Consider the following 21968-nt stretch of genomic DNA (forward strand, 5'->3'; position numbering starts at 1 on the left):
TCCCGAACTCAGCAGTGAAACGATGCATCGCCGATGGTAGTGTGGGGTTTCCCCATGTGAGAGTAGGTCATCGTCAAGATTAAATTCCGAAACCCCTATCTGCGTATGCAGGTAGGGGTTTTGTTTTGTCCGCAGGAAAGTGGCTTTCAGTTAAAGCACAAATTTGCACAGTTATTTTCGATCCATGACACTAGAATAGGTCCAACTTTTTCGGAGCCAGAGCCTTTATGCCAGATCCGGTTGACGCCCCTGGGCTGTCAGAATTACCGCTGGACGACTTGGTAGCGTGTCATGAGTGCGACTTGCTGATGCGCAAGCCCGAACTCGCCCATGGCGAGAAAGCGCTCTGTCCGCGCTGCGGTTACGAGCTCTACGCCCATCGGCATAACGTCGTACAGCGCAGTCTCGCGTTGGTTCTCGCCGCTCTGTTGTTGTATATCCCGGCGAACTTTTTACCCATCATGCAGCTCCATCTACTCGGGCAGTCATCGCACGACACCGTCTGGAGCGGCGTTGTTGGCCTGTTCGATACCGGAATGCAGGGCGTTGCAGTCGTGGTGTTTCTCTGCAGCATGGGAATCCCGCTGCTCAAGTTGCTTTGCCAACTGGTTGTACTGCTGAGTATTCGTTTTGATATCGGACGCAGTTACGGCCTGTTGCTCTACCGCATTTATCACCATTTACGCGATTGGGGGATGCTCGAGGTCTACCTCATGGGCGTACTGGTGGCGATCGTTAAACTGGCAGATATGGCAGCAATTACCGTCGGGCTTGGCCTGGCGTGCTTTATCGGTTTGTTGTTGGTTCAGGTCTGGTTGGAGGTTGTGATGTCGCCCCATCAGATCTGGCAGGCTTTATCAGGAGAGGATGCCCATGCGGGCGATTGATGCAGGCATTCTGATTTGCGCCGAATGCCATGAATTGAACAAGCAGGAAGCCGACACTGACGAGCAGGTCTGCACCCGTTGCGGTGCGCTGGTTCACGCCCGTCGCCCGAACAGTGTGATGCGTACCTGGGCGTTGCTGGTTACCGCGGCGGTTCTCTACATCCCGGCCAATGTGCTGCCGATCATGACCGTCAGTTCACTGGGGCAGGGCGATCCCAGCACTATCATGTCCGGTGTGATTCAACTGGTTCAACACGGCATGATTCCAATCGCCGCCGTGGTTTTCATCGCCAGTATTCTGGTACCAACGTTCAAATTGGTGGGCATCGCACTGCTGCTGTTTTCCGTGCAGCGGCGCCAGCCACTGTCGGCTCGCCAGCGCATTTGGATGTACCGCTTTATTGAGTTCATTGGCCGCTGGTCAATGCTCGATATTTTTGTGATCGCCATCCTGGTGGCGGTTGTGAATTTCGGACGGCTTGCCAGCGTCGAAGCCAATCTTGGCGCCATCGCTTTCGCCAGTGTGGTGATTCTGACGATGCTTGCCGCAGTAACTTTCGATCCCCGACTGATTTGGGATAACACGGAGTCGGACGACGACCATGACTGATTTGCCTACAGCAAAAACCCGACCGGCCTCGAACTGGTCAGCTATTTGGGTGTTGCCCCTGATCGCCCTGATCATCGGTGGCTGGCTCGGCTGGCGTGCCTACAACGAGACCGGCATCGAGATTCAGGTGCGTTTCGAAAGTGGTGAAGGCATTCAGGCCAACAAGACCGAAGTTGTCTACAAAGGCATGTCGGTGGGTAAGGTAAAGACCCTCAAACTCGATGACGAAGGGAACTCCAAAGGCGTGATCGCCACCGTCGAAATGAACAAGGACGTGGAGCCATACTTGAGGACCAGCACCCGTTTCTGGCTGATCAAGCCGAGCGTGACACTGGCCGGTATCACAGGTCTGGAGACACTGGTCTCGGGTAACTACGTCGCGATAAGCCCGGGCGAGGGTGAGCCGACGCGCAAGTTCAAAGCTCTGGCCGAAGAGCCGCCGCTGTCGGACGCCCAGCCCGGTTTGCACCTGACCATCAAGGCTGATCGCCTTGGCTCGCTGAATCGCGGCAGTCCGGTGTTCTACAAGCAGATCAAGGTTGGCCAGATCAAAAGCTACTTGCTCTCCGAAGACCAAAGCACCGTTCAACTCAAAGTTTTCATCGAGCCCACGTACGCCAAACTGGTGCGTAAACACACGCGTTTCTGGAACGCCAGCGGCATCAGCATCGACGCCAACCTGTCGGGTGTGAAGGTGCGCAGCGAATCCCTGGCGAGCATCGTCGCCGGCGGTATCGCGTTCGCCACGCCGGAGAACCGCAAGGACAGCCCGCCCACCGACCCGAGCCTGCCGTTCCGTCTCTACGAAGATTTCGATGCAGCCGCCGCCGGTATTCGGGTCAAGGTCAAACTCAGCGACTTCGAAGGAATGCAGGCTGGTCGCACACCGGTTATGTACAAAGGCATCCAGGTCGGCAATCTGAAAGCGCTCAAGATCGATCCAGATCTATCCAGTGCCACCGCAGAATTGACCCTCGATCCTCTGGCTGAAGATTACCTGGTCGAAGGCACCCAGTTCTGGGTGGTCAAACCGTCGATCTCGCTTGCCGGTATCACCGGTCTCGAAGCGTTGGTCAAAGGTAACTACATCGCCGTGCGTCCAGGAGACAAAGGCGCCGCACCGCAGCGCGAGTTTGTGGCGCGGCCGAAGGCACCGCCGCTCGACTTGCGTGCGCCAGGATTGCACCTGGTGCTGTTCACCGAAAACCTCGGTTCGCTGGAGGTTGGCAGCCCGATTCTCTACAAACAGGTCAAGGTCGGTTCGGTCCAGAGTTATCAGTTCTCACGCACCAAAAAGCAGTTGGTGATTGGTGTACACATCGAGAAGGAATACGAAGGGCTGGTCAACGCCTCGACACGGTTCTGGAATGCCAGCGGCATCACGCTCACGGGGGGATTGACGGGTGGAATCCAGGTCAAAAGTGAGTCGCTGCAAAGCCTGATGGCAGGCGGCATTGCCTTCGAAACCCCGGAAGCCAAGGCACCGTTGCAGAAGCGGATTCCGCGTTTCCGTTTATTCGCCAGTCATGATGAGGCGACGCAAAAAGGCGCCGTGGTAACGATCAGGGTTGATCGCGCCGATGGTTTGCGCAGCGGCACGCCGATTCGATTCAAAGGCCTGGATGTCGGCAAGATTGAAGACGTCGATCTGAGTGATGACCTGCAATCGGTTCTGCTGACGGCGCGAATCACCGAAGTACCGGAGCGTATTGCTCGGGTGGGCAGTCAATTCTGGGTGGTCAAACCTGAACTGGGCCTGATCAAGACATCCAACCTCGAAACGCTGGTCACTGGCCAATACATCGAAGTGCAACCTGCCGCGAAAAACCTCGGCCCGCAGAAGAACTTTGTGGCCCTGACCAATCCGCCGGAAACCGCTAAACAAGAAGCCGGTTTGAGTCTGGTGTTGAGCGCTGCCCGCCGTGGTTCGCTGAAAACAGGTGTGCCGGTCACTTATCGCGAAATCACCGTGGGCAAGGTGACAGGCTATGAACTCGGCCAGACGGCGGATCGTGTGTTGGTGCACATCCTGATCGAACCGAAGTACGCGCCGTTGGTGCGCAGCGGCACGCGGTTCTGGAACTCCAGTGGTTTTGGCTTTGATTACGGCTTGTTCAAAGGGGCCACGATGCGTACCGAATCGCTGGAGACGCTGATTCAGGGCGGCATCGCTTTCGCCACGCCGGACGGCGAGCGCATGGGCAGTCCGGCGCGAGCTGAGCAAACGTTCCCGCTGTTCGATAAGTTCGAAGACGAATGGCTGACCTGGGCGCCGAAGATTTCAATCGGCAAGTAAGCCCAAAAAACAGGCATGAAAAAGGCCGCGATCCATTGGATCGCGGCCTTTTTTATTGCTGTCGATTAATGCAAATCAGACCGCATCCAGCTCCGGTTCATCCGCTTTAACGGTAGCGGTAGCCTTCACCTCATCGTGACGACGGATGTACTTCCAGTCCGCCTCGTCGATGTAGATCCCGTTCGGGCCGCTCCCGCCTTCCAGGTCGATGGCGACACTGGCGCAGACCTGCGGCTTCACACTCGCCAGGATCGGCACGAAGCCCAGTTGCAGACTGGTTTCCAGCAGCGCTGCCTGGTTCTTCTCGTCGATGTCCGCTGCCTCGTCGAGGTAGTACGGCAGGCGCACGCGACCGGCCTGGTCACGGTCCATCAAGTGCAGCAACAAGTACATGTTGGTCAGCGCTTTGATGGTCATGGTCGTACCGTTGGAAGCGGCACCATCGATGTCAGTGTGGATAACCGGCTGACCGTTGACCTTGGTGATCTCGAACGCCAGCTCGAACAAGTCCTTGAGGCCGAGCTGGTTGTGGTTCGCTGCTACCAGGCGCGCCAGATATTCCTTGGCTTCTTCGTTCTTGTTGTCCTGATCGGCGCTTTGGCTCAGGTCGAAGACGGAGAGGGTTTCGCCTTCTTCGTATTGGCCGGCGCTGTGGATGATCTGGTCGATGTGCTTGAGCGCTTCCTTGTTCGGGGCCAGCACGATGCGGAAGCTTTGCAGGTTGGAGACCTGACGCTTGTTGATCTCGCGGTTGAACAACGCCAGTTGATGCTCGAGGCTGTCGTAGTCGCTGCGGATGTTGCGCAGGGTCCGGGCGATATCGGTAACGGCCGCACGACGCGCCTTGCCGAGGGTCAGGGCTTCGTCGGTGCGGTGTGCGTAAGCGTTGATCAGCAGTTGCAGGCGACGCTCCATATCGTCTTCGCTGTCGAACTTGGCCACACCCTTGAGGCGCACCTGCGCATACAGCGCCTCGATCTGACCATCGCTGCGCTGCAAACCCTGCCAGCTGTCCTGATAGTCATTGAGCAGCGGCAACAGGTTGTCCATGGAATCGTCGATCGGGTCCATGAACGGCGTGCCGAACGGCAGGTCTGCCGGCAACAGCTGACGGCGGCGCAGCGCGTCGTCGAGGGTGCGTTGCTTGGCTTCCATGTCGCCGATCTGCCGGCCGACCAGTTGCAGTTTGGCCGACAGTTGCTGGACGCGTTCGGTGAAGGCGTCGCTGGAACGCTTCAACTCGTCCTGCGCCGCTTCCATCTGCGCCAGTTGTTCCAGCTTGTCGCCTTCCTCGGCGCTCAGGGTTTGCGCGCGGCGGAAATCTTCCAGCGCTTTCTGCGCATCCAGCACTTGCTGGTACAGCGCTTCGGTCTGGGTCTTGCTCGCAGCGCGGTCGGCGGCCACGGCTTGCTGGGTTTTCAGTTGCTTGAGTTCTTTATCCAGACGCTCTTTCTGATCGCGCAACGCGGCGCGGTCGGCCAAGGCTTGCAGGGCTGGCGGTTCGATGTGCGAGATGTCGATGGACAGGCCCGGCACTTCGAAACGCTCGCCCTTGAAGCCGTCAAGGATCAGCTCCATGGATTTGACCCACTGACCGTCCTCGTCCAGCGTAATACCGTGCTCACCCAACGGCAGGCTGAACAACGCGCTGTTGAACAGGCGCATCAGGCGCTCGACATCCTGTTGCGAGAACTCTTCACGCAGACGGGCGTAGCTGTTGTTGTCGGCGTGATCGAGTTGCTGTTTCACCGACTTCAGGCGTTTTTCCAGATCCCGCAGACGCTCTTCCAGATCTTCGGCGCTGAACTGCCGTGACTGCGCCAGCGCACCGGCCAGTTCATCGTGCGCGTCCTTGGCCGCGAGCAGTTGCTGCTCAAGCACTTTGACGTCATCGACCAGTGCGAAGCGATGCTTGAGCACCGACAGCTCGCCGAGCCAGCGCTGGATGCCGGTGATTTCCCGCTCCAGGCGCATCAGTTCCTGAGTACCGCCACGTTGATCGTTTTGCAGTGCGTCTTGTTCGTTGCGGTAGTGCTCGGCCTGAATCGTCAGCTCTTCTTTGCGCGCACTGGCGTAGTCCGACCAGGTGCCAAGCAGGGAATCGAGCAGCGGCGAGATGCGGTGCAGTTTGCCGCGCAGGATATTGCGCTGGGTCACGCCTGCCGCAAGGGCTTCGACCAATGGGCCGGCAGTGACCAGCGAGTTGTAGTCCTGCTCCATGCGTCGTACATCGCGGAACGCTTCTTCGCACGCGGCGATGTAGTCGACGCTGCCGGAACGCAGGCTGTGTTCGAACGCATCGAGAAACAGCTGCTTGAGCTTGGCCGCGGTGATTTCGCGCATGTGCAGCAGGTTGATGAACAGCGCGCGAAAGGTCTTCAGGCTCTGCTCGCTGGTGGAGCGCAGCGGGATCAGGGTCAGGTCGAGTGGAATTGAGGTGTGACCGCCGACCAGCAAACGACGCAGCTCATCAGGCTTCAACTCGTAGGCTTTCAGTCCTTCGCGCTCAAGGTTGGTGAACAATTCTTTCTGACGCAGACAGGTGTCGTTTTTCTGGTAATGGGCCAGATCCAGTTTGCCGGCGTAGGCAAAGAACTGGTGACCGAAACCACCGCCCGGGCCGCGACCGACCACGCCAATGACGTGAGGACCGTGGGGCAGGGACACTTCGACCAGGATGTAGCTGGTGTCCGACGCGAAGTAGAAGCGCCGGGATTGTTCCAGGCTGTACTTGCCGAAACTCATGTCCGACATGCGCGCCAGGATCGGGAACTGCAAGGCGTTGATCGAGGCGGATTTGCCGAGGTTGTTCGCGCCGTAAACCGACAACGGTTCTTCCAGCGGGAACAGGCCGAGGCTGTAACCTGCGGTGTTCAAAAGGGCAAAGCGGCGAATGCCGTAGCGTTCCTTGCTCATGCGTCGGTCTCCTGTTCTTCGGCAATGGCGCGGGCCATGGCGTCTTCTTCGCTTTCTTCAGCGAAGTCGCTCAGATCGAGCGGGTCATCGGTTTCCAAAAGCTTTTCGTCGCTGTCGTCATCGATCAGCACTGGCACCGGCAATGGCAACACACTGTGCAGACTGGCTGCCAGGTCGCGGTCCTGCTGGACCGACAGGCAGACATCGAGGAAGCGGTGCATCGGCGGCAGGAAACGGTAGATGCCGTTTTCTTCGCCAGCAAAACCGAGCTGAGTCATGCGGCGCATGATTTTTTCTTCGAGTTCTTCGACGGTCTGCACTTCGGCCTGGATAAACAGGTCGCGGTACTTTTCCAGCAACGATGGCAACTCGTCGCGGCCGAGGCTGCCACCGTCGAGCACGGCGACCGGGTCACGGCCCTGATCGGCCAGATGCTCGACGAGGATGAAGGTGAACAGCGCCAGACGTTGTGCGGTCTTGTTCACTGCTGCAGCGGCGAGGTCCGGCACGAAGTAGTAGAAACCACGGGTGTCGCAGACCAGTTCAAAGCCCAGCGCCTTGAACAGCGTGCGGTACTGGTCCTGGAAGTTCGATAGTTGCGCGTACAGCTCAGGGTCGCGGCGGCTGACGTGGTAGCCCTTGAACAGCTCGCGAAAAATCGGCGCCAGCTGGGACAGTTCGTTTAGATCAAGATGCATGTGGGGTGCTCGCAGAATCCTCGGCGGCGGTGTCGCGGGCCGAGAGCAGGGCGAAGGAGCGCAGGCTGACCTGGTGCTCGTGAGTGTGGTAATTGCGGCGTTCCAGACGCTCGCGTGTGAAGCGCTTTTCCCGCGACAGGCGCGAGAACCAATAAAGCAATTCGTCGGTAGCGCCGTCCGGCTCCTGCTCCAGCAGCCAGGTCATCAGGTCCGGCATCGGCAAGGCGTCTTCGCAGCGTTCGAGCATTTCCCGAACCGTGCGTGGCGCGCGCGGCGCTTCGCCTTTCTGAGTCTTGTGGGCCTTGGGGAAGCGCGCCGGTTTCGGCTCGAAACGGGCCAACGCGTAAACGTAGGCTTCGACCTGACTGGCACTGCCGAGGAAGGTGCTTTGCGGTCGGGTGAACATCGGCATCGCCGCTTGTGGCACCGCATCGATGCCTTTACGACGGATGGCCGACAGGGCCAGCGCCGCGCCACGGGTCACGGCGTTGTGCCGACGGGCTTCTTCACGCAGCGGCAGCAACAGCTCGCGGGCGTGACGCAACGTCAGCTGGGCGCTGGTCTGCATTTCGAGGATGCGCGCGTGGGTGCGCAGCAGCATGTCGTCATCGACCAGATGGCCAAGGCGCTGCTGCTCGGTGAGCATCTTCAACAGCACGTTCTCGACCTTGCGCACGCCTTGTTCAAAGGCGCCGTCGGCGTTCACCAGCTGAATCATCGGCTCGACGTATTCGTCCCAGGTCGCCAGTACTTCAGCGTAACGCTGACGCAGCGGAATCTGTCGGTCGCTGGTCTTGGCGCGCTCGGCGACGGCCACCAGGGCCTGTTCGTCGTTGGCGAGTTTTTTCAATACGTCCCGTACGCGCATGTCGAGCAGGCGCAACTGGCGCGCCAGGTCGTGGCCGTCGCGGATGTCGAAGGCGTCCTGGATATAACCGGCCAGACGCTCGAGATGGCGCAGATAGGCTTCGATCTCCAGGCACAGGCCCAGACGGTGCTCACGGCGCAGGTAAGCGAGGAAGTCGTGGATCTGCGCATTGAGCTCGAAACGGTTCGGGCTTTTCGCCACGGGAACCAGAATGTCGAGGCGGATCCACACATCCAGCAGGCTGGTGATGTCCTGCGGCGTACTGTCCAGTTGCTGGGCGGCCAACTGTGAACGCAATTCGTTGAGGCTCAGGGTGCCTTGGTCGAAGTGCTCGCACAGTGGCTCCAGAAGTGCCCAGTGTTCAGCGAGGGCGCGCAAGACGCGCTTGGGTTCGATCATCGGAATGGCCGGCTGGTTGGCGATTAAAAGTCGCGATTGTACTGCATCACGCCCGTTGCGATTCACTCTCGGGACGGACAGTTGGCTTTCTATCGATCAAGCGTGGGCGATCTTGAGCGAAGGGCGGTAGAATCACCGCACTTTAGTTATCCACAAGTGGCCGACCTTTGCTTATCGAGTCCCGTCGCCGCGCTTATTTGACCGCCATGCAGGTGGTCAACTGGCTGCCGCGCACCGAATTGCCCTTTGCTGCGCCCTCGCGCCCTGAGTTGCTGGAGATGCCCGAGCCGTTGGTCGTCGCGCCGGTTGCTCCGGTTGCTCCGGTTGCGCCCGTGCCTGTGGCTGATTCGCCCGTGGAACCGCTGGTCAAACCGGTCGAACGGGTGAAAATCGAGGTGCCGCGGCCATCGCTGGCCAGCACGCGCACGAATGCCAAGGTTGAAGAAGAGGCCGCTCCGGTTGTGGCCAAGGCGCCAGTCGTGCCGCCACCGCGTTTCGCCCTGCAATTGCTGCGGGCCGGGCGTTGCCTGCTGTTGGTGGAGTTACCCACAGGCGAATCCTTCCAGACCCGCGACCCTGCCTATCTATTGCTCAAAGACATGCTGCGCGCCGCCGGTCTGCCGGACAGCCCGCAAATCGTCGGCGAGCCGGTGCGTTGGCCGCTGTTGTCTCGGGGCACCATGGATCAAGGCCGGGAAGCGGCTCGCGACTTCGTGCAAGGTTTTCTCTCGGCCCGGCTGGAAGACGCACCGTGTGTCTGCGTGTGGCTGATCGGCCTGCCAGCGGTGCGTTTCGCCGGTGAGGCGAACGCCGAATCCTTCAACCGTGAACTCCAGGTCGAAGGCCTGGGCTCGGTCTGGGCCCTGCCGGGTCTGGAATTATTAATGGAAGAGCCACAGCGTAAGGCTGATGTCTGGCAAGCCATGCGTCGGCTGATGGCGCGCTGGAAAGAATCGAATGAGTGACGCTGTATCGTTCCGCCCGATGACCGAGGCGGACCTGGACACTGTACTGAAAATTGAATACGCGGCTTACAGCCATCCCTGGACTCGCGGGATTTTTCTCGATGGGCTGGGTAAATATCAGATATGGCTGATGTTTGAAGGCCAGCAGCAGGTTGGCCACGGGGTGGTGCAGATCATCCTTGATGAAGCGCATCTGTTGAATATCACCGTCAAACCGGAGAACCAGGGCCGTGGCCTGGGCTTGACGTTGCTGGAGCATTTGATGTCCCGGGCGTATGACGCCAAGGCGCGGGAGTGTTTTCTGGAAGTGCGCGACAGCAACCGTGGCGCGTTCAAGTTGTATGAGCGTTATGGGTTTAACGAGATTGGTCGTCGACGCGATTACTACCCGGCGGTAGGTGGGCGTGAAGATGCTGTCGTCATGGCCTGCACTTTGGTCGACTGAGCCTTAAAAGCTTCGCGGGCAAGCCATGCTCCTACAGGTTTGGCGTCGAACACAAAATGTGTGAGCGCCACCAAACCTGTAGGAGCATGGCTTGCCCGCGATGGCGTACTGTCAGACGCTAGAGAATCAACGATTACCGTCCATCGGATCCCGCCGCGCCAGTTCCTCTTCATCCAGCCCATTGCCCCCGCCGATGTCGTCTTCATCGACAATGCTCAAATCCCAATCGGCCTGGCCACCTTCACCCGCTTCGTGGGCGTCCCGTGCGCCGTCTTCACGGATCAGGGTTTCCGGGCTCATGTCGTCGTCGGTGGACTCATGGTCATCGGTCGAGGCCCCGGTCATGCCGGCTTCACGTACGCGTTGCCGAGGCATCAGGCGTTCACGCTCCGTTTGCGTCAGCTCGTCGCCAATTTTGGCGCTGGGTTCTTCCTCGTCGAAATCCAGCTCATGCATCGAACCCATGCGGTCTTCGTTGTCATCGATGGGCTCGGGTTGCACCGCATCGTACGGACGTCGTGATTCAGTCATGGCAATTCCTCATACTGTAGGCCTTACTAGGGTGGACCCCCTGGGCTGCTGAGAATTCCTCCGGCATGGAAAACCGGGTTTCTGCATCTGGCGCGTGACCCCGACAGATGGTTGTCTGTCATAGAAGCGCATCATTCTCGAGGCTTCATTGCATGAACGAATTACAAGATCTGATTGATAACAACGAGCGCTGGGCTGACGCGATCACCAAAGAAGATCCTGATTTCTTCGCCAAGCTGGCCCGTCAGCAAACCCCGGAATACCTGTGGATCGGTTGCTCCGACGCCCGGGTGCCGGCGAACGAGATCGTCGGCATGCTGCCCGGCGATCTGTTTGTACACCGCAACGTGGCCAACGTGGTGCTACATACCGACCTCAACTGCCTGTCGGTGATTCAGTACGCGGTCGACGTGCTGAAGGTCAAACACATCCTCGTTACCGGCCACTATGGCTGCGGCGGCGTGCGCGCCTCGATGCAGGACCGTCAGCTGGGCCTGATCGACGGCTGGCTGCGCTCGATTCGCGATCTCTATTATGAAAAACGCGAAGAACTCGCCAAGTTGCCCACCGAAGAAGAGCGGGTCGACCGCCTCTGCGAATACAACGTGATCCAGCAAGTGGCCAATGTCGGGCACACCAGCATTGTGCAAAACGCCTGGCACCGCGGGCAGAGCCTGTCTGTTCACGGCTGCATCTATGGCATCAAGGACGGTCGCTGGAAAAGCCTGAACGCCACCATCAGCGGTTTCGAGCAATTGCCGCCGCAATACCGTCTGCGTCCGGTCGAGGCGTTGTAACGCCCTTCAGCAGAGACTCCGCCGGCGCCAGTGTTGCAGAAACAACTGGCCGTCGGCGTTCGGCGGTTCATCGTAGCCGGTGATCCAGCCTCGGCAGTCGAACGAGCCGCACTGGCAGGCGAACTGACGCAAGAGTTTGTCTTCAGTGGAAGCGTAGTCCATCGTCAGTCGGTCGCCTTTTTTGATGTCCTTCAGCGCCCACAACCACAGCTCGCTCATGTCGAGAAATACGTTTGGGTCGCAGGAGTGTCGCAGCAGCCCGCAGAAGCGCGGGTCGTAGACATGGATGCCACGGGCCAGTTGCCGGGTATGCCGACACCGATAAGGCAGCAGATGCCCCGACGCCCGACAAATTCGGCTGATGCGTGGAAAATCCCGAAGTACTGCGACGGCTGCCGCCGATCCGTTGGTGTTGTCGATAATCTCGAAGTCGGCCCTGGAGGGGAATCCAAGGCGAACGGGCAACTCCTTAAATGGATAAATCCCATCGGGTGGTTGCGCAAGCGTCCCGTGCAGGGTCTGGGCTTTCATAACGGTCCTTGTCGGCTGGGTGCTGCGACCTCCATCAGCTGACGATCCTGTCAGCTCTGCAACACATGGGTACGACTCAAGCCTCTCGCAAATGAAACGGCGGGTCTACTGTCAGTTATGACAGTAGACCCGCCGTTCATCGTTTTACAGAGGAGGGACAGGGATCGCAGTCGCGGGTACCGGAGCTTTCAGCTGTTTGAGCTGAGATTTGATCGGTGCCGTCGCGCACTTGGCCACGGCTTTTTCGGGCGTCAGGTTGCGGATCGAGGTGTAGAACAGCTCGCAGGTTTTTTCTGACTGGGCCACTTGCCAGGTTTGGGTGCAACTTCTCAGTTCAATGTCGGGATTACTGTCCGGTTGGCGGCCCATGGCGGCCTGCCAGCACGAGGCACTCAAATCCTGGCCCATGACTTTAAGGCCAGCGGCATCGGCCTTGGCCTGGGCATCGTTGCCGGTATAGCTTTCCGGGTCGGCGGCGTACCAAATGTAGCTTGGGTGGTTGGAACCCAGCACTGGCACTTTCACCCCGTCGCTCGGACTGATGCTGACCAGGCCCAGCACGTTCACGGTTGGCCCGTATTGCTGCTTGATCCAGTTACGCACTGGCGCGCCGAAGGCGACCATCGGCAACGCCGTACCACTGGCGTTCTGGCTGAGTTGCTTGACCATCGTGGTCTGGTAGTCCTTGAAGTAGTCGTAGACGCCTTCCAGATCCTTGCCGGCGTTGGAAGGTGCGGCAATCGGTGCGATGTCGATGATGGTCTGGTAGCCCGGCGTCTGGTCGGCCGGGATTCCGTTGACAGTCAGCAGTGTGGCCCAGCGATCGGTGGTGGCGGATCGCAGGTAATCCTGAGCCTGGGTCAACGAATAGTCGGGTGGGAAGTGCAACAGTTCAACGCTTTTGCGGTTTTCCAGGGCCATGCCCAGTGGCAGGAACAGATACCAGCTGTAAGCCCACTTGCCATCGGCATTCAGCTTGCTGGCGCCGGTATAGGCCAGATCACCGGCATCGAGCAACGCCGCCAACGGTTTTTCATAGCCACGAGGTACGCCGGTGATTTCGGCGTAGAGCTGATTGTTATCGGTTTTGACCAGCACTTTCGCCGCGCTGTAACCATCGCGCTGCACGCTTTGGGTCAGGTAATGCTCGACCGTTTGTTCCAGCGTCCAGTTGCGAAAACAAATCACGTTGCAGTTGTTGGGGTAAGCGAACAGGCGGGTGACGCGTTCGGTACTGCCCAGCTTCAGGCCGACATCGGCATGGGCGGCGGCGCTCAGGGTGAGGGCCGCGAGGGTGAATCCTGCGAATTTGAACATGCTCAGATCCTTTTCAGCGTGGTCCCGTTGATTGGGGTACGCGCCATACTGGATCAGCGGCGTTTTACAGAATAGTGTTTGCGTGTAGTTTTTTTTGCGTAGAGCCTGCGGTGTGTCTGCCAGGAACGCTCGGTTATGGAGTCCGGCCCGGGCTTGATGTCTATGGGCCGGACGGAGGTTGAAGCGTTACAACAGCTTTAGTGCCAGATGAGTACCGGCGCGCAAGTACTCGACCTGTGCAAATACGGCATCCTTGACGATGGCCTCTCCTGTATCGGTCAGTTTGGCTTTTTTGGCATCAATGATGGACGTTTGCGTTAATTGCATGACTACATCCATCGCTTTTTGTAGAGCGGTCAAATTGTTGTGCTGGCCGAACTCGCGGACGACAGCGTCCATACGGCGATCTGCATCATCACGCAGCTTTTTATATTCAACGACTGAAACCCTACCGTCCTGGTAAATCTCGTTAATCATCTCTTCCAGCGTTTTCGATATTAAAGACATGTGTTTGTTCATCCTTGGTCAGTGCTGTCTTGCTTTGAAAAGTTTGTGAGCTGTCGGAGTTTACTCAGCGCTTTTTAGATTGGAGATAAGAACTCTCCGGGTTTCATGTCAGGCGCAATCGAGCCTGTTTGTAGGATAAATCCAGGCGTTTGTTTCATGCTCAAGCAGGGTGAATGTTACGGCATGACCGGTGCCGTATACGTCAGCGTCGTCCCCAGCGCCCACAGCAGAAACAGCACCAGCGGCGTGTGCACCAGCAGTTGCACGAACGAAAACCCGATCAGGTCCCGCGCCTTCAACCCGAGCACGCCCAGCAGCGGCAGCATGTAGAACGGGTTGATCAGGTTCGGCAAGGCTTCGGCGGCGTTGTAGATCTGCACGGCCCAGCCCAGGTGGTAGTTCAGGTCGGTGGCCACTTGCATGACGTACGGCGCTTCGATGATCCATTTGCCCCCGCCGGACGGGATGAAGAAACCGAGGATCGCCGAGTACACGCCCATCAGCAGCGCGTAGGTGTCGTGGGACGCGATTTGTACGAAAAAGGTCGAGATGTGGTGAGCCAGCGACTGAGCGTCAGTCCCTTTGACGGTGGTCATCAGCGCGGCGATCGAGCCGTACAACGGGAACTGAATCAGTACGCCAGTGGTGGTCGGCACCGCACGGCTCACCGCGTCAAGGAAGCTGCGCGGGCGCCAGTGCAGCAGGGCACCGAGCATGATGAACAGGAAGTTGTAGGTGTTCAGCCCGGAAATCGCACTGATCGCCGGTTTGGTCGAGAACTCATGGAACAGCCATCCGGCTGCCAGCAGCACCAGCAAAATCGTCAGCAGCGGGCTGTGCTCCAACCATTCGCCGGGGCGGGTGCGCGGTTGCAACGGCGGCAGGTTAAAGCTTGGATCGATGCCGCAGGCTTCGGCATCACGGGCCGAGCTCGGGCCGGGTGCAGTAGCGTAGGCAATGATCAGCGAGATCACGATCAGCGCCAGCAACATCACGCCGGATTGCCAGAGAAAGATCGTTTGCGTGAAAGGAATCACCCCGGTGATCGACAGAATCGACGGCGGCAGGCTGGCCGGGTTGGCCTGCAATTGCGCGGCGGACGAGGACAGGCCCAAGGCCCACACCGCGCCGAGACCCAGATAGGCGGCGGCACCGGCGGCACGGTAATCCATTTTCAAATCGGTACGGCGGGCGAGGGCGCGCACCAGCAAACCGCCAAACACCAGCGACAGCCCCCAGTTCAGCAGCGAAGCGACCATGGAGATCAACGCAACCCAGGCCACGGCCGAGCGGCCGTTTTTCGGGATCCGCGCCAGCCGGTCGATCAGTTTCACCGCCGGTGGCGAGCTGGCAACCACATAACCGCCGATCACCACGAAAGCCATCTGCATGGTGAACGGGATCAGGCTCCAGAAGCCGTCACCGAAGGCCATGGCGGCGTCGGTGGGTTTGGCGCCCATGAACAGAGTGGCCACGGCGACGATAATCACCGCCAGTGCGGCAAACACCCAGGAGTCGGGAAACCAGCGTTCGGCAAAACTTGAGCAGCGCAGGGCAAAGCGGGCAGAGCGGGTATCTTCGATATCAGCGGCCACGGGTGTACCTCGAATTATTATGTTTGTTGTGGTCTTCCGGGCCGCAAAGGCCCGTCTAGAGAGGTGCCAACAGTAAAACAATCGGTTCTATTTTGTGACCAGGTTTTACGAATCTAGGACTTTGGTCTAACGGGTTGTCCGTTGGCGCGTTTGCGTAGACCATGGGCGCCTTGGTTTTTTGCCTATGCCAGAGTTCTTTTCATGACTGCCAACATCCACTCGCACCCGACGCCGTTCACCCGTTCGGACTACAAGACTCTCGGCCTTGCGGCCCTGGGCGGCGCGCTGGAAATCTACGATTTCATCATTTTCGTATTTTTCGCCCTGACCCTCAGCCAGTTGTTCTTCCCGCCGGAAATGCCTGAGTGGCTGCGACTGCTGCAAAGCTTCGGGATCTTCGCTACCGGTTATTTGGCGCGGCCGTTGGGCGGGATTCTGATGGCGCATTTCGCCGACCGACTGGGCCGCAAGAAGGTCTTCAGCCTGAGCATCCTGATGATGGCGCTGCCGTGCCTGCTGATCGGCATCATGCCGACCTACGCCCAAATCGGTTATTTCGCACCGCTGCTGCTATTGGCGCTGCGAATCCTCCAGGGCGCGGCGGTGGGCGGTGAAGTGCCGAGCGCCTGGGTGTTCGTCGCTGAACATGCACCCGCCGGGCATCGCGGTTATGCCCTCGGTTTCCTGCAGGCCGGGTTGACGTTTGGTTACCTGATCGGCGCCCTGACGGCGACGTTTCTGGCACAGGCATTTACCCCGGCAGAAATCCTTGATTACGCCTGGCGTTACCCGTTCCTGCTGGGCGGCGTGTTCGGCGTAATCGGCGTCTGGCTACGCCGCTGGCTCAGCGAAACCCCGGTGTTCATGGCCATGCAGGCGCAACGGGATGCGGCCGTCGAACTGCCGTTGCGCACGGTCTTGCGTGAGCATCGCCTGGCCATGCTGCCGGCGATGATCCTCACCTGTGTACTGACCTCGGCGGTGGTGGTGTTCGTGGTGATCACCCCGACCATGATGCAGAAAACCTTCGGTATGACCGCCAGTCACACCTTCGCCCTGAGTGCCTTGGGCATTGTTTTTCTGAATATCGGCTGTGTACTCGCCGGACTGCTGGTCGACCGCATTGGCGCCTGGCGCACGGTGATGCTCTATAGCCTGCTGCTGCCATTGGGCATTGGCGTGCTCTATACCTGCCTGATCATCGGTGGCAGCTGGATCGGTCTGGCGTACGCGGTGGCCGGCCTCGGTTGCGGGGTGGTCGGCGCGGTGCCGTCGGTGATGGTCAGCCTGTTCCCTGCGCGGATTCGTGTCTCGGGGATTTCCTTCACCTACAACATTGCCTACGCCGTCTGGGCGAGTATCACACCGTTGTTGCTGATCGGTCTGATGCCGTGGAGCCCATGGATCTGCGTGATCTTCTGCGCGGTGATGGGGGCTGTGGGGGTGAGTTGTGCCGCGTATTTTGGGGCGCGGATGCCTAATGTCGGGAACCGCAGCGTGGCTTCAAGCCAGGGCAAATCGTTGAAAGACTGCGTTAATCCGTAACAGGCATCCATATCCCGCGTAGCGGGGAGCGGAAAAAAGAATGGGCACGCCAACCAGGTTGAGTGCCCATTTTTTTATGGGGTGGCGGATTAGATGACGCGGCTTTGTTGCTTGGCGAAAATCGCCGCTATCTCGGGTTCATCCAGATGATCCAGCATTCGCTCTACCAACAAATGCACCCCGTCAGCCATGCGGCTGAGCGCCAGGGCTACGGAGCGGCGTGAGCCGTCCACATCATCGGCGAGGTTGGCGGCAATAGCGCTGATGGACAGCAAATCTTCCGAGGCATTGGCGAGAAGGGTTTCAGGGTTGATACCCGGGCAGACGCTGAAGAGCTGGCCGTTGCGTTTTGGTGGTTTGGGGTCGGCTGGCGGGAAGTGATGGTCGAGGGCGCGCTCGGCGGCTTCGTGGAGCTTGTTGGAGTCGAGTGATTCGTAGGGCGATGCCGGATCGGTTTCCGGCGGATTTGGTGTGACCTTGAACATTGGCTCAATCCTCATATGAGTGAGGCTGCAACCCGTTCGCTACTAAACGTAAGGGTGGCAGCTGTGCACAGGTTAGTAGACCGATGAGCCAAGAAATCGGCGCGCCGAAGCGCCCTGCACACAACCGCCATCAAATGCGGGCATGGGCTGCCTGCTAGATAGAGACGTTGTGCGTCTTGACATCGACGGGCTACTAAACCCGATCACTGATGGGCAGTGACAGGAACCAAGTTACCGACCACCCCCAAGGCGCACAAGCCGGCGAATTCTGGCGTAGCTGTAGGCAACGACGCAAGGTGTTGTAGCTTGCAGGAAGTAACCTTGAGCCGTTTTCAACAAGTGCTGTCGAGCGGTGTTTAATTTCCGGAATTGTTGGGAAGAAACGATGTTCGACAACCATTCGGCTTCTGGCGACAAGACGCGCATCAACATGCCTAACTATTTTTGTAGGACAAGCCTGAAACACTCTTCAGAAAACATCCCCCAAGCCGATGGCTAGGCTGCATGCCGCTTTTTATCCCTGTCCATCGGTGTATCCCCATGTTCAACAAACGCTTGAAGCAGGAGCTGTCGGCTCTTCGCGAAGAACTCTCCAGCCTCCAGCAAGTGAAGGAAAGTCTGGAAAGCGAGATGCTGGTCCTGACCCTCGACACCGATGGGCGGATTCAATCGGTCAACCAGAACTTCATCGGCGAGATGCTTTACAAAAGCAGCGACCTGATAGGGCGACACATCGAAGACATCGTCCCGGCCCATGTGAAGCCGGACGAATTCCACCAGCGCTTCAAGGTCGCGTTGACCCGTGGCGAGCACTTTGCCGGCACGGTGCGTTTGTTGCGCGGCAATGGTCAGGAGGCCTGGCTGCGCTCGATCGTGCAGCCGGTTCGGTCCGCGGACGGCCGGATCAAGCACTTCTCGATTTACTCCAGTGACCTGACCCGCACCATCGAGGCGTCTCGTGAGCATGAGAACCTGATCGGTGCGCTTGTGCGTTCCACGGCGGTGATCGAGTTCGACCTCAATGGCAACGTGCTGGCGGCCAACGAACGGTTCCTCAGCGGCATGGGTTACAGCCTGGCGCAGATCAAGGGCAAACATCACCGCATGTTCTGCGAACCCGAGGAATACAACAGCACCACGTACCAGGACTTCTGGCGTCGCCTGAATGCAGGCGAGTTCGTCGCCGCTCGTTTCAAGCGCATCGACAGCCACGGTCGCGTGGTCTGGCTGGAGGCTTCCTACAACCCGGTGGTCGATGCCAACAACAAGCTCTACAAAGTGGTGAAGTTCGCCACGGTAATTACCGATCAGGTCAATCAGGAGCAAGCCGTCGCCGAAGCGGCCAACATTGCCTACAGCACCTCGCAGCAAACCGACAGCAGCGCGCAGCGCGGTAACGCCGTGGTGACTCAGGCGGTCAATGTGATGCGTGACCTTGCCACGCACATGCAGGCCGCCGGTGAAGGCATCGAAGCGCTGAACGAGCAGTCGCTGGTGATCGGAACCATCGTCAAAACCATCAGCGGGATTGCCGAACAGACCAACCTGCTGGCGCTCAACGCGGCCATCGAAGCGGCTCGGGCCGGGGAACAGGGGCGTGGTTTCGCGGTGGTGGCGGATGAGGTCCGGCAATTGGCTTCGCGCACCAGCCAGGCAACCGATGAGATTGTCGGTGTAGTGCGTCAGAACCAGGACATGGCGCGCAACGCCGTGGCGCTGATGACCGAGGGTAAACTCCAGGCTGAACAGGGGCTGGCGCTGGCGGCAGAGGCGGGGACGGTGATTGTCGAGATTCAGGACGGTGCACAGAAAGTGGTGAACGCGGTCGGGCAGTTTGCCAATCAGTTGGCGACTTGATGCCTGCCTTCGCGGCGTAAATCGCTACAATCGGCGATTTCCCCAGGAGCAGCCATCATGAGCGTTTCTCACCGCCGTCCGGTTCCCTTGTCCAAGGCGTATCGATTGCTCAATCATGGCCCGACCGTGCTGGTCAGCGCGGCTCATGATGGCCAGCGCAACATCATGGCGGCGGCCTGGGCCATGCCGCTGGATTTCGAGCCGCCGAAAATTGCCGTGGTGCTGGACAAGTCCACCTGGACACGACAATTGCTGGAGTCTTCGGGCACGTTTGTGCTGAATGTTCCCTGCGCCGCCCAGGCCGATATCGTCCAGACCGTTGGCTCGACGTCCGGCCTGGAATTGACCCGGGACCAAGGCCGGGACAAGTTCCAGGTCTATGGCTTGACGACCTTCAGCGCTGAATTGATCGATGCGCCGATGCTCGAAGGCTGCGTCGCCTGGCTGGAATGCCGACTGCTGCCGGAGCCCGGCAATCACCAGCAGTACGATCTGTTCCTGGCCGAAGTGATTGCCGCTCAGGCAGACGAGCGCGTGTTCAGTGACGGTCGCTGGCACTTCGAAGGGCAAGACGCGTTGCGCACCTTGCACCATGTGGCTGGCGGGCATTTCCTGAAAATCGGCGATCCAGTGGACGGCAAAACCTTGCAGCCATAAGCAGCCGGCCTTTCACACCCAGACGTCATTCTGCGCAGTGCGCTCGCCACCTTCGTTACCCGTGTTCAGCACACCCTTGGGCTCGATCAGCAGGAGTTTCACCTCCTGCTCGGCGAACGGTTTGTGCTCGACACCCTTTGACACCACATACATTTCACCGGCGTTCACCAGCACGTGACCATCGCGAAAGTCGATGCGCAGTTGCCCTTCGAGGACGATGAAGGTTTCGTCGGTATCAAGGTGATCGTGCCAGATGAAATCCCCCAGCAGTTTCACTACCTTGAACTGGTAGTCGTTCATTTCGGCGATGACCCGAGGCGTCCAGTACGGGTCGATCCTGGCGATTTTTTCAGCGAAGTTCAGGCTTTCGTAAGCTTTCATGAAGCAGCTCTCGTGGTTGATCGTGCATCCACGATAGCCGGCACATCGGCGTGCTTCTTGAACGATTGTGCGTGGCTCAGCGGCGGTGCATTTTCATCCAGCGGGCTGGCGACAGGCCGTAGGTTTTACTGAACTGCCGGGTCATGTGGCTCTGATCGGTGAAGCCGGCGATCAGCGCAGCGCTGACCAGTGACTGGCCCTGAATCAGCAGCGAGCGGACCAGGTCGAGGCGGCGCATGGTCAGGTATCGATAAGGGCTGGTGCCGAACAACAGGCGAAAATCCCGCGACAGACTCCAGCGATCGCGGCCGCTGTGTTGCGCCAGTTCTTCCAGCGTCACGGTGCGATCCAGCGCGCTGTGGATGAATTCCCGCGCGCGTTCGGCGGCCACGTAGTCGAAGCTCTGGCGAGTGGCAGGCACTCCGGAAACGCTGTTCAAGGCTTGTGCCAGATCGAACAGCGCATCCTGCTCTTCCAGAGGATCGAGGGGGCAATCGAGGCTTCGCAGCAGCACGGCGGTCGCGGCGAACAACCGTGGATCGGCCGACAGGCCGGTCTTGATAAATGGCAACGGCTGCCCACCGAGCATCTGCTGGATCAGTGCCGGCTCGATGTACATCATTCGGTACTGGAACCCGGTCTCGGTGCCGGCTTCGCCATCGTGAACTTCGTCCGGGTGCAGCACCATGGTCCCGCCCGGCAGACTGTGGCGCCAGCCACCGCGGTACTGAAAACTCTGCACACCGGCCAGTGTGTGGCCGATGGCGTAGGTGTCGTGGCGGTGAAGGTCGTAGCCGTGGCCTGCAAAAAACGCCTCGAAACGCTGAAGCCCGCCGACGTCGGGCGCGCGGTGGAACCAGTCGATGGGGGGCATGTGCTTGGCCATGGTGGTGTTGCCTTGAACTCGATGCTGAACACGTTACCCCACTGACCAACCGCCTGTCTGCTGCCGTTCGAATCACCCGGCGGGTAGAAAATCCCGGACTAATGTTGCAAGGTGTTGCATATTTTTTAAGCCACGAAGGCGCCCCACATTATGGAAATGTCCCACCTGAGTTACGCCGCTCCGTTGTTGTCGTTGGCGCTGTTGTGGACGGTTGCAGTGGTGACGCCGGGGCCGAACTTCTTCAACACCGCGCAACTGGCTGCCAGTTGCTCCCGGCGCCACGGGGTTGTCGCCGCACTCGGCGTGGCCACGGGCACGGTGCTGTGGGGGTTGGCGGGTGGCCTGGGCATCAAGTCGCTGTTCAGCGCTGCGCCGACGCTCTACCTGAGCTTCAAGATTGCCGGCGGTTGTTACCTGATCTATCTGGGATTGAAGCAGTTCAAGCGCAAACCACCGAGTGTGCCGGGCGATAGCCACTCGCTGAACGGAGCAGGTCGCACGCTGCTATCGGCTTATGGCCGGGGCTTTGTGGGCAACATGACCAATCCCAAGGCAGCGCTGTTCGTCGCTACTATTTTCGCCACGGCCATGCCGGCCTCGCCGCCACCGATGTTGCTGGCGCTGGCCGTGCTGACCATGGCGACCTTGTCATTCAGTTGGTATTGCAGCGTGGCGCTGCTGTTCGCCAGCCGTCGGGTTGCGGGTGCCTATGATCGTTCGCGTAAATGGCTGGATCGCTTCGCCGGTAGTTGCTATCTGTTGTTCGGCGCACATCTGGTGGCCAATCGTTGAGGA

Annotated in this window: 20 protein-coding genes and 2 pseudogenes; 11 read left to right on the forward strand and 11 right to left on the reverse strand. The window is 59.2% G+C overall.

Going from position 1 to position 21968, the window contains the following annotated elements; translation table 11 throughout:
- Positions 1 to 227 precede the first annotated feature (227 nt).
- The 3 genes from CKW16_RS20950 to CKW16_RS20960 are packed head-to-tail and all read left to right on the forward strand — an operon-like array spanning position 228 to position 3793.
- Positions 228 to 887, forward strand: a complete 660-nt coding sequence (locus tag CKW16_RS20950; RefSeq protein WP_095130325.1) for a paraquat-inducible protein A — start codon at positions 228 to 230, stop codon at positions 885 to 887.
- Positions 874 to 1497, forward strand: a complete 624-nt coding sequence (locus CKW16_RS20955) for a paraquat-inducible protein A (RefSeq protein ID WP_008145542.1) — start codon at positions 874 to 876, stop codon at positions 1495 to 1497. The genes CKW16_RS20950 and CKW16_RS20955 overlap by 14 nt, the downstream gene beginning before the upstream one ends.
- The gene (locus tag CKW16_RS20960) at positions 1490 to 3793 is read left to right on the forward strand and encodes a PqiB family protein (RefSeq protein ID WP_095130327.1); all 2304 of its coding nucleotides are present in this window, start codon (positions 1490 to 1492) and stop codon (positions 3791 to 3793) included. The genes CKW16_RS20955 and CKW16_RS20960 overlap by 8 nt, the downstream gene beginning before the upstream one ends.
- Positions 3794 to 3868: 75 nt before the next feature.
- Here CKW16_RS20960 and mksF read toward each other — a convergent pair whose 3' ends face one another.
- From mksF to mksB, 3 genes are read right to left on the reverse strand one after another with little or no spacing between them, the layout of a single operon-like run.
- Positions 3869 to 6709, reverse strand: a complete 2841-nt coding sequence (gene mksF / locus CKW16_RS20965; RefSeq protein WP_095130329.1) for an Mks condensin complex protein MksF — start codon at positions 6707 to 6709, stop codon at positions 3869 to 3871.
- Complete coding sequence (gene mksE / locus CKW16_RS20970; RefSeq protein WP_008145537.1) at positions 6706 to 7407, reverse strand: Mks condensin complex protein MksE; 702 nt, start codon at positions 7405 to 7407, stop codon at positions 6706 to 6708. Before mksE ends, mksF begins: the two co-directional genes overlap by 4 nt.
- Positions 7397 to 8674, reverse strand: a complete 1278-nt coding sequence (gene mksB, locus CKW16_RS20975) for an Mks condensin complex protein MksB (RefSeq protein WP_176471582.1) — start codon at positions 8672 to 8674, stop codon at positions 7397 to 7399. The genes mksE and mksB overlap by 11 nt, the downstream gene beginning before the upstream one ends.
- 206 nt (positions 8675 to 8880) lie before the next feature.
- Between mksB and CKW16_RS20980 the strand changes: the two genes are divergently transcribed.
- Positions 8881 to 9639, forward strand: a complete 759-nt coding sequence (locus CKW16_RS20980; RefSeq protein ID WP_095130333.1) for an energy transducer TonB — start codon at positions 8881 to 8883, stop codon at positions 9637 to 9639.
- Positions 9632 to 10084, forward strand: a complete 453-nt coding sequence (gene rimI, locus CKW16_RS20985) for a ribosomal protein S18-alanine N-acetyltransferase (protein WP_095130335.1) — start codon at positions 9632 to 9634, stop codon at positions 10082 to 10084. Before CKW16_RS20980 ends, rimI begins: the two co-directional genes overlap by 8 nt.
- A 126-nt stretch (positions 10085 to 10210) precedes the next feature.
- Here the strand turns inward: rimI and CKW16_RS20990 are convergent, their stop codons facing one another.
- Positions 10211 to 10615 carry a serine kinase/phosphatase gene (locus CKW16_RS20990; protein ID WP_095130337.1) on the reverse strand — a complete coding sequence of 135 codons (405 nt, stop codon included), beginning with the start codon at positions 10613 to 10615 and terminating at the stop codon, positions 10211 to 10213.
- Positions 10616 to 10767: 152 nt separating this feature from the next.
- On the opposite strand from CKW16_RS20990, the gene can reads away from it, so the two are divergent.
- Positions 10768 to 11412: a carbonate dehydratase gene (can, locus tag CKW16_RS20995; RefSeq protein WP_008145531.1), complete on the forward strand. Its 645-nt coding sequence runs from the start codon at positions 10768 to 10770 to the stop codon at positions 11410 to 11412.
- Positions 11413 to 11418: 6 nt separating this feature from the next.
- On the opposite strand, the gene CKW16_RS21000 is transcribed toward can, so the two are convergent.
- The 4 genes from CKW16_RS21000 to CKW16_RS21015 all read right to left on the reverse strand — a co-directional run bounded on the left by CKW16_RS21000 (position 11419) and on the right by CKW16_RS21015 (position 15362).
- Positions 11419 to 11943, reverse strand: coding sequence for an SET domain-containing protein-lysine N-methyltransferase (locus tag CKW16_RS21000; protein WP_095130339.1), 525 nt, complete (start codon positions 11941 to 11943; stop codon positions 11419 to 11421).
- A gap of 144 nt (positions 11944 to 12087) precedes the next feature.
- Positions 12088 to 13260 carry a hypothetical protein gene (locus CKW16_RS21005; RefSeq protein WP_095130341.1) on the reverse strand — a complete coding sequence of 391 codons (1173 nt, stop codon included), beginning with the start codon at positions 13258 to 13260 and terminating at the stop codon, positions 12088 to 12090.
- 186 nt (positions 13261 to 13446) lie between these two features.
- Positions 13447 to 13767, reverse strand: coding sequence for a hypothetical protein (locus tag CKW16_RS21010; RefSeq protein WP_008153466.1), 321 nt, complete (start codon positions 13765 to 13767; stop codon positions 13447 to 13449).
- A gap of 176 nt (positions 13768 to 13943) precedes the next feature.
- Positions 13944 to 15362 carry a short-chain fatty acid transporter gene (locus tag CKW16_RS21015; protein WP_095130343.1) on the reverse strand — a complete coding sequence of 473 codons (1419 nt, stop codon included), beginning with the start codon at positions 15360 to 15362 and terminating at the stop codon, positions 13944 to 13946.
- A 201-nt stretch (positions 15363 to 15563) separates the two neighbouring features.
- Here CKW16_RS21015 and CKW16_RS21020 point away from each other — a divergent pair, with 201 nt between their 5' ends.
- On the forward strand, positions 15564 to 16907 hold the full coding sequence (locus tag CKW16_RS21020) for an MFS transporter (RefSeq protein WP_095130345.1): 1344 nt from the start codon (positions 15564 to 15566) through the stop codon (positions 16905 to 16907).
- A gap of 89 nt (positions 16908 to 16996) precedes the next feature.
- Here the strand turns inward: CKW16_RS21020 and CKW16_RS21025 are convergent, their stop codons facing one another.
- Complete coding sequence (locus CKW16_RS21025) at positions 16997 to 17392, reverse strand: DUF6124 family protein (protein ID WP_095130347.1); 396 nt, start codon at positions 17390 to 17392, stop codon at positions 16997 to 16999.
- A 630-nt stretch (positions 17393 to 18022) separates the two neighbouring features.
- Between CKW16_RS21025 and CKW16_RS32905 the strand changes: the two are divergent.
- The 3 genes and pseudogenes from CKW16_RS32905 to CKW16_RS21035 form a co-directional block, all read left to right on the forward strand.
- Positions 18023 to 18661 (forward strand): annotated as a pseudogene (locus CKW16_RS32905) (PAS domain-containing protein); the annotation flags it as partial.
- Positions 18662 to 18811: 150 nt separating this feature from the next.
- A pseudogene (locus CKW16_RS32910) lies at positions 18812 to 19249 on the forward strand (methyl-accepting chemotaxis protein); the annotation flags it as partial.
- 57 nt (positions 19250 to 19306) lie between these two features.
- Complete coding sequence (locus CKW16_RS21035) at positions 19307 to 19906, forward strand: flavin reductase family protein (protein ID WP_095130351.1); 600 nt, start codon at positions 19307 to 19309, stop codon at positions 19904 to 19906.
- A 12-nt stretch (positions 19907 to 19918) separates the two neighbouring features.
- On the opposite strand, the gene CKW16_RS21040 is transcribed toward CKW16_RS21035, so the two are convergent.
- Together CKW16_RS21040 and CKW16_RS21045 are read right to left on the reverse strand one after the other, a co-directional pair.
- Positions 19919 to 20287 carry a cupin domain-containing protein gene (locus CKW16_RS21040; RefSeq protein WP_046048322.1) on the reverse strand — a complete coding sequence of 123 codons (369 nt, stop codon included), beginning with the start codon at positions 20285 to 20287 and terminating at the stop codon, positions 19919 to 19921.
- Between the two features lie 76 nt (positions 20288 to 20363).
- Complete coding sequence (locus CKW16_RS21045; RefSeq protein ID WP_095130353.1) at positions 20364 to 21173, reverse strand: AraC family transcriptional regulator; 810 nt, start codon at positions 21171 to 21173, stop codon at positions 20364 to 20366.
- A 150-nt stretch (positions 21174 to 21323) separates the two neighbouring features.
- On the opposite strand from CKW16_RS21045, the gene CKW16_RS21050 reads away from it, so the two are divergent.
- Positions 21324 to 21965: a LysE family translocator gene (locus CKW16_RS21050; protein ID WP_046048320.1), complete on the forward strand. Its 642-nt coding sequence runs from the start codon at positions 21324 to 21326 to the stop codon at positions 21963 to 21965.
- Positions 21966 to 21968 lie beyond the last annotated feature (3 nt).

The sequence above is a fragment of the Pseudomonas sp. Irchel s3h14 genome, assembly GCF_900187425.1.
Lineage (GTDB): Bacteria > Pseudomonadota > Gammaproteobacteria > Pseudomonadales > Pseudomonadaceae > Aquipseudomonas.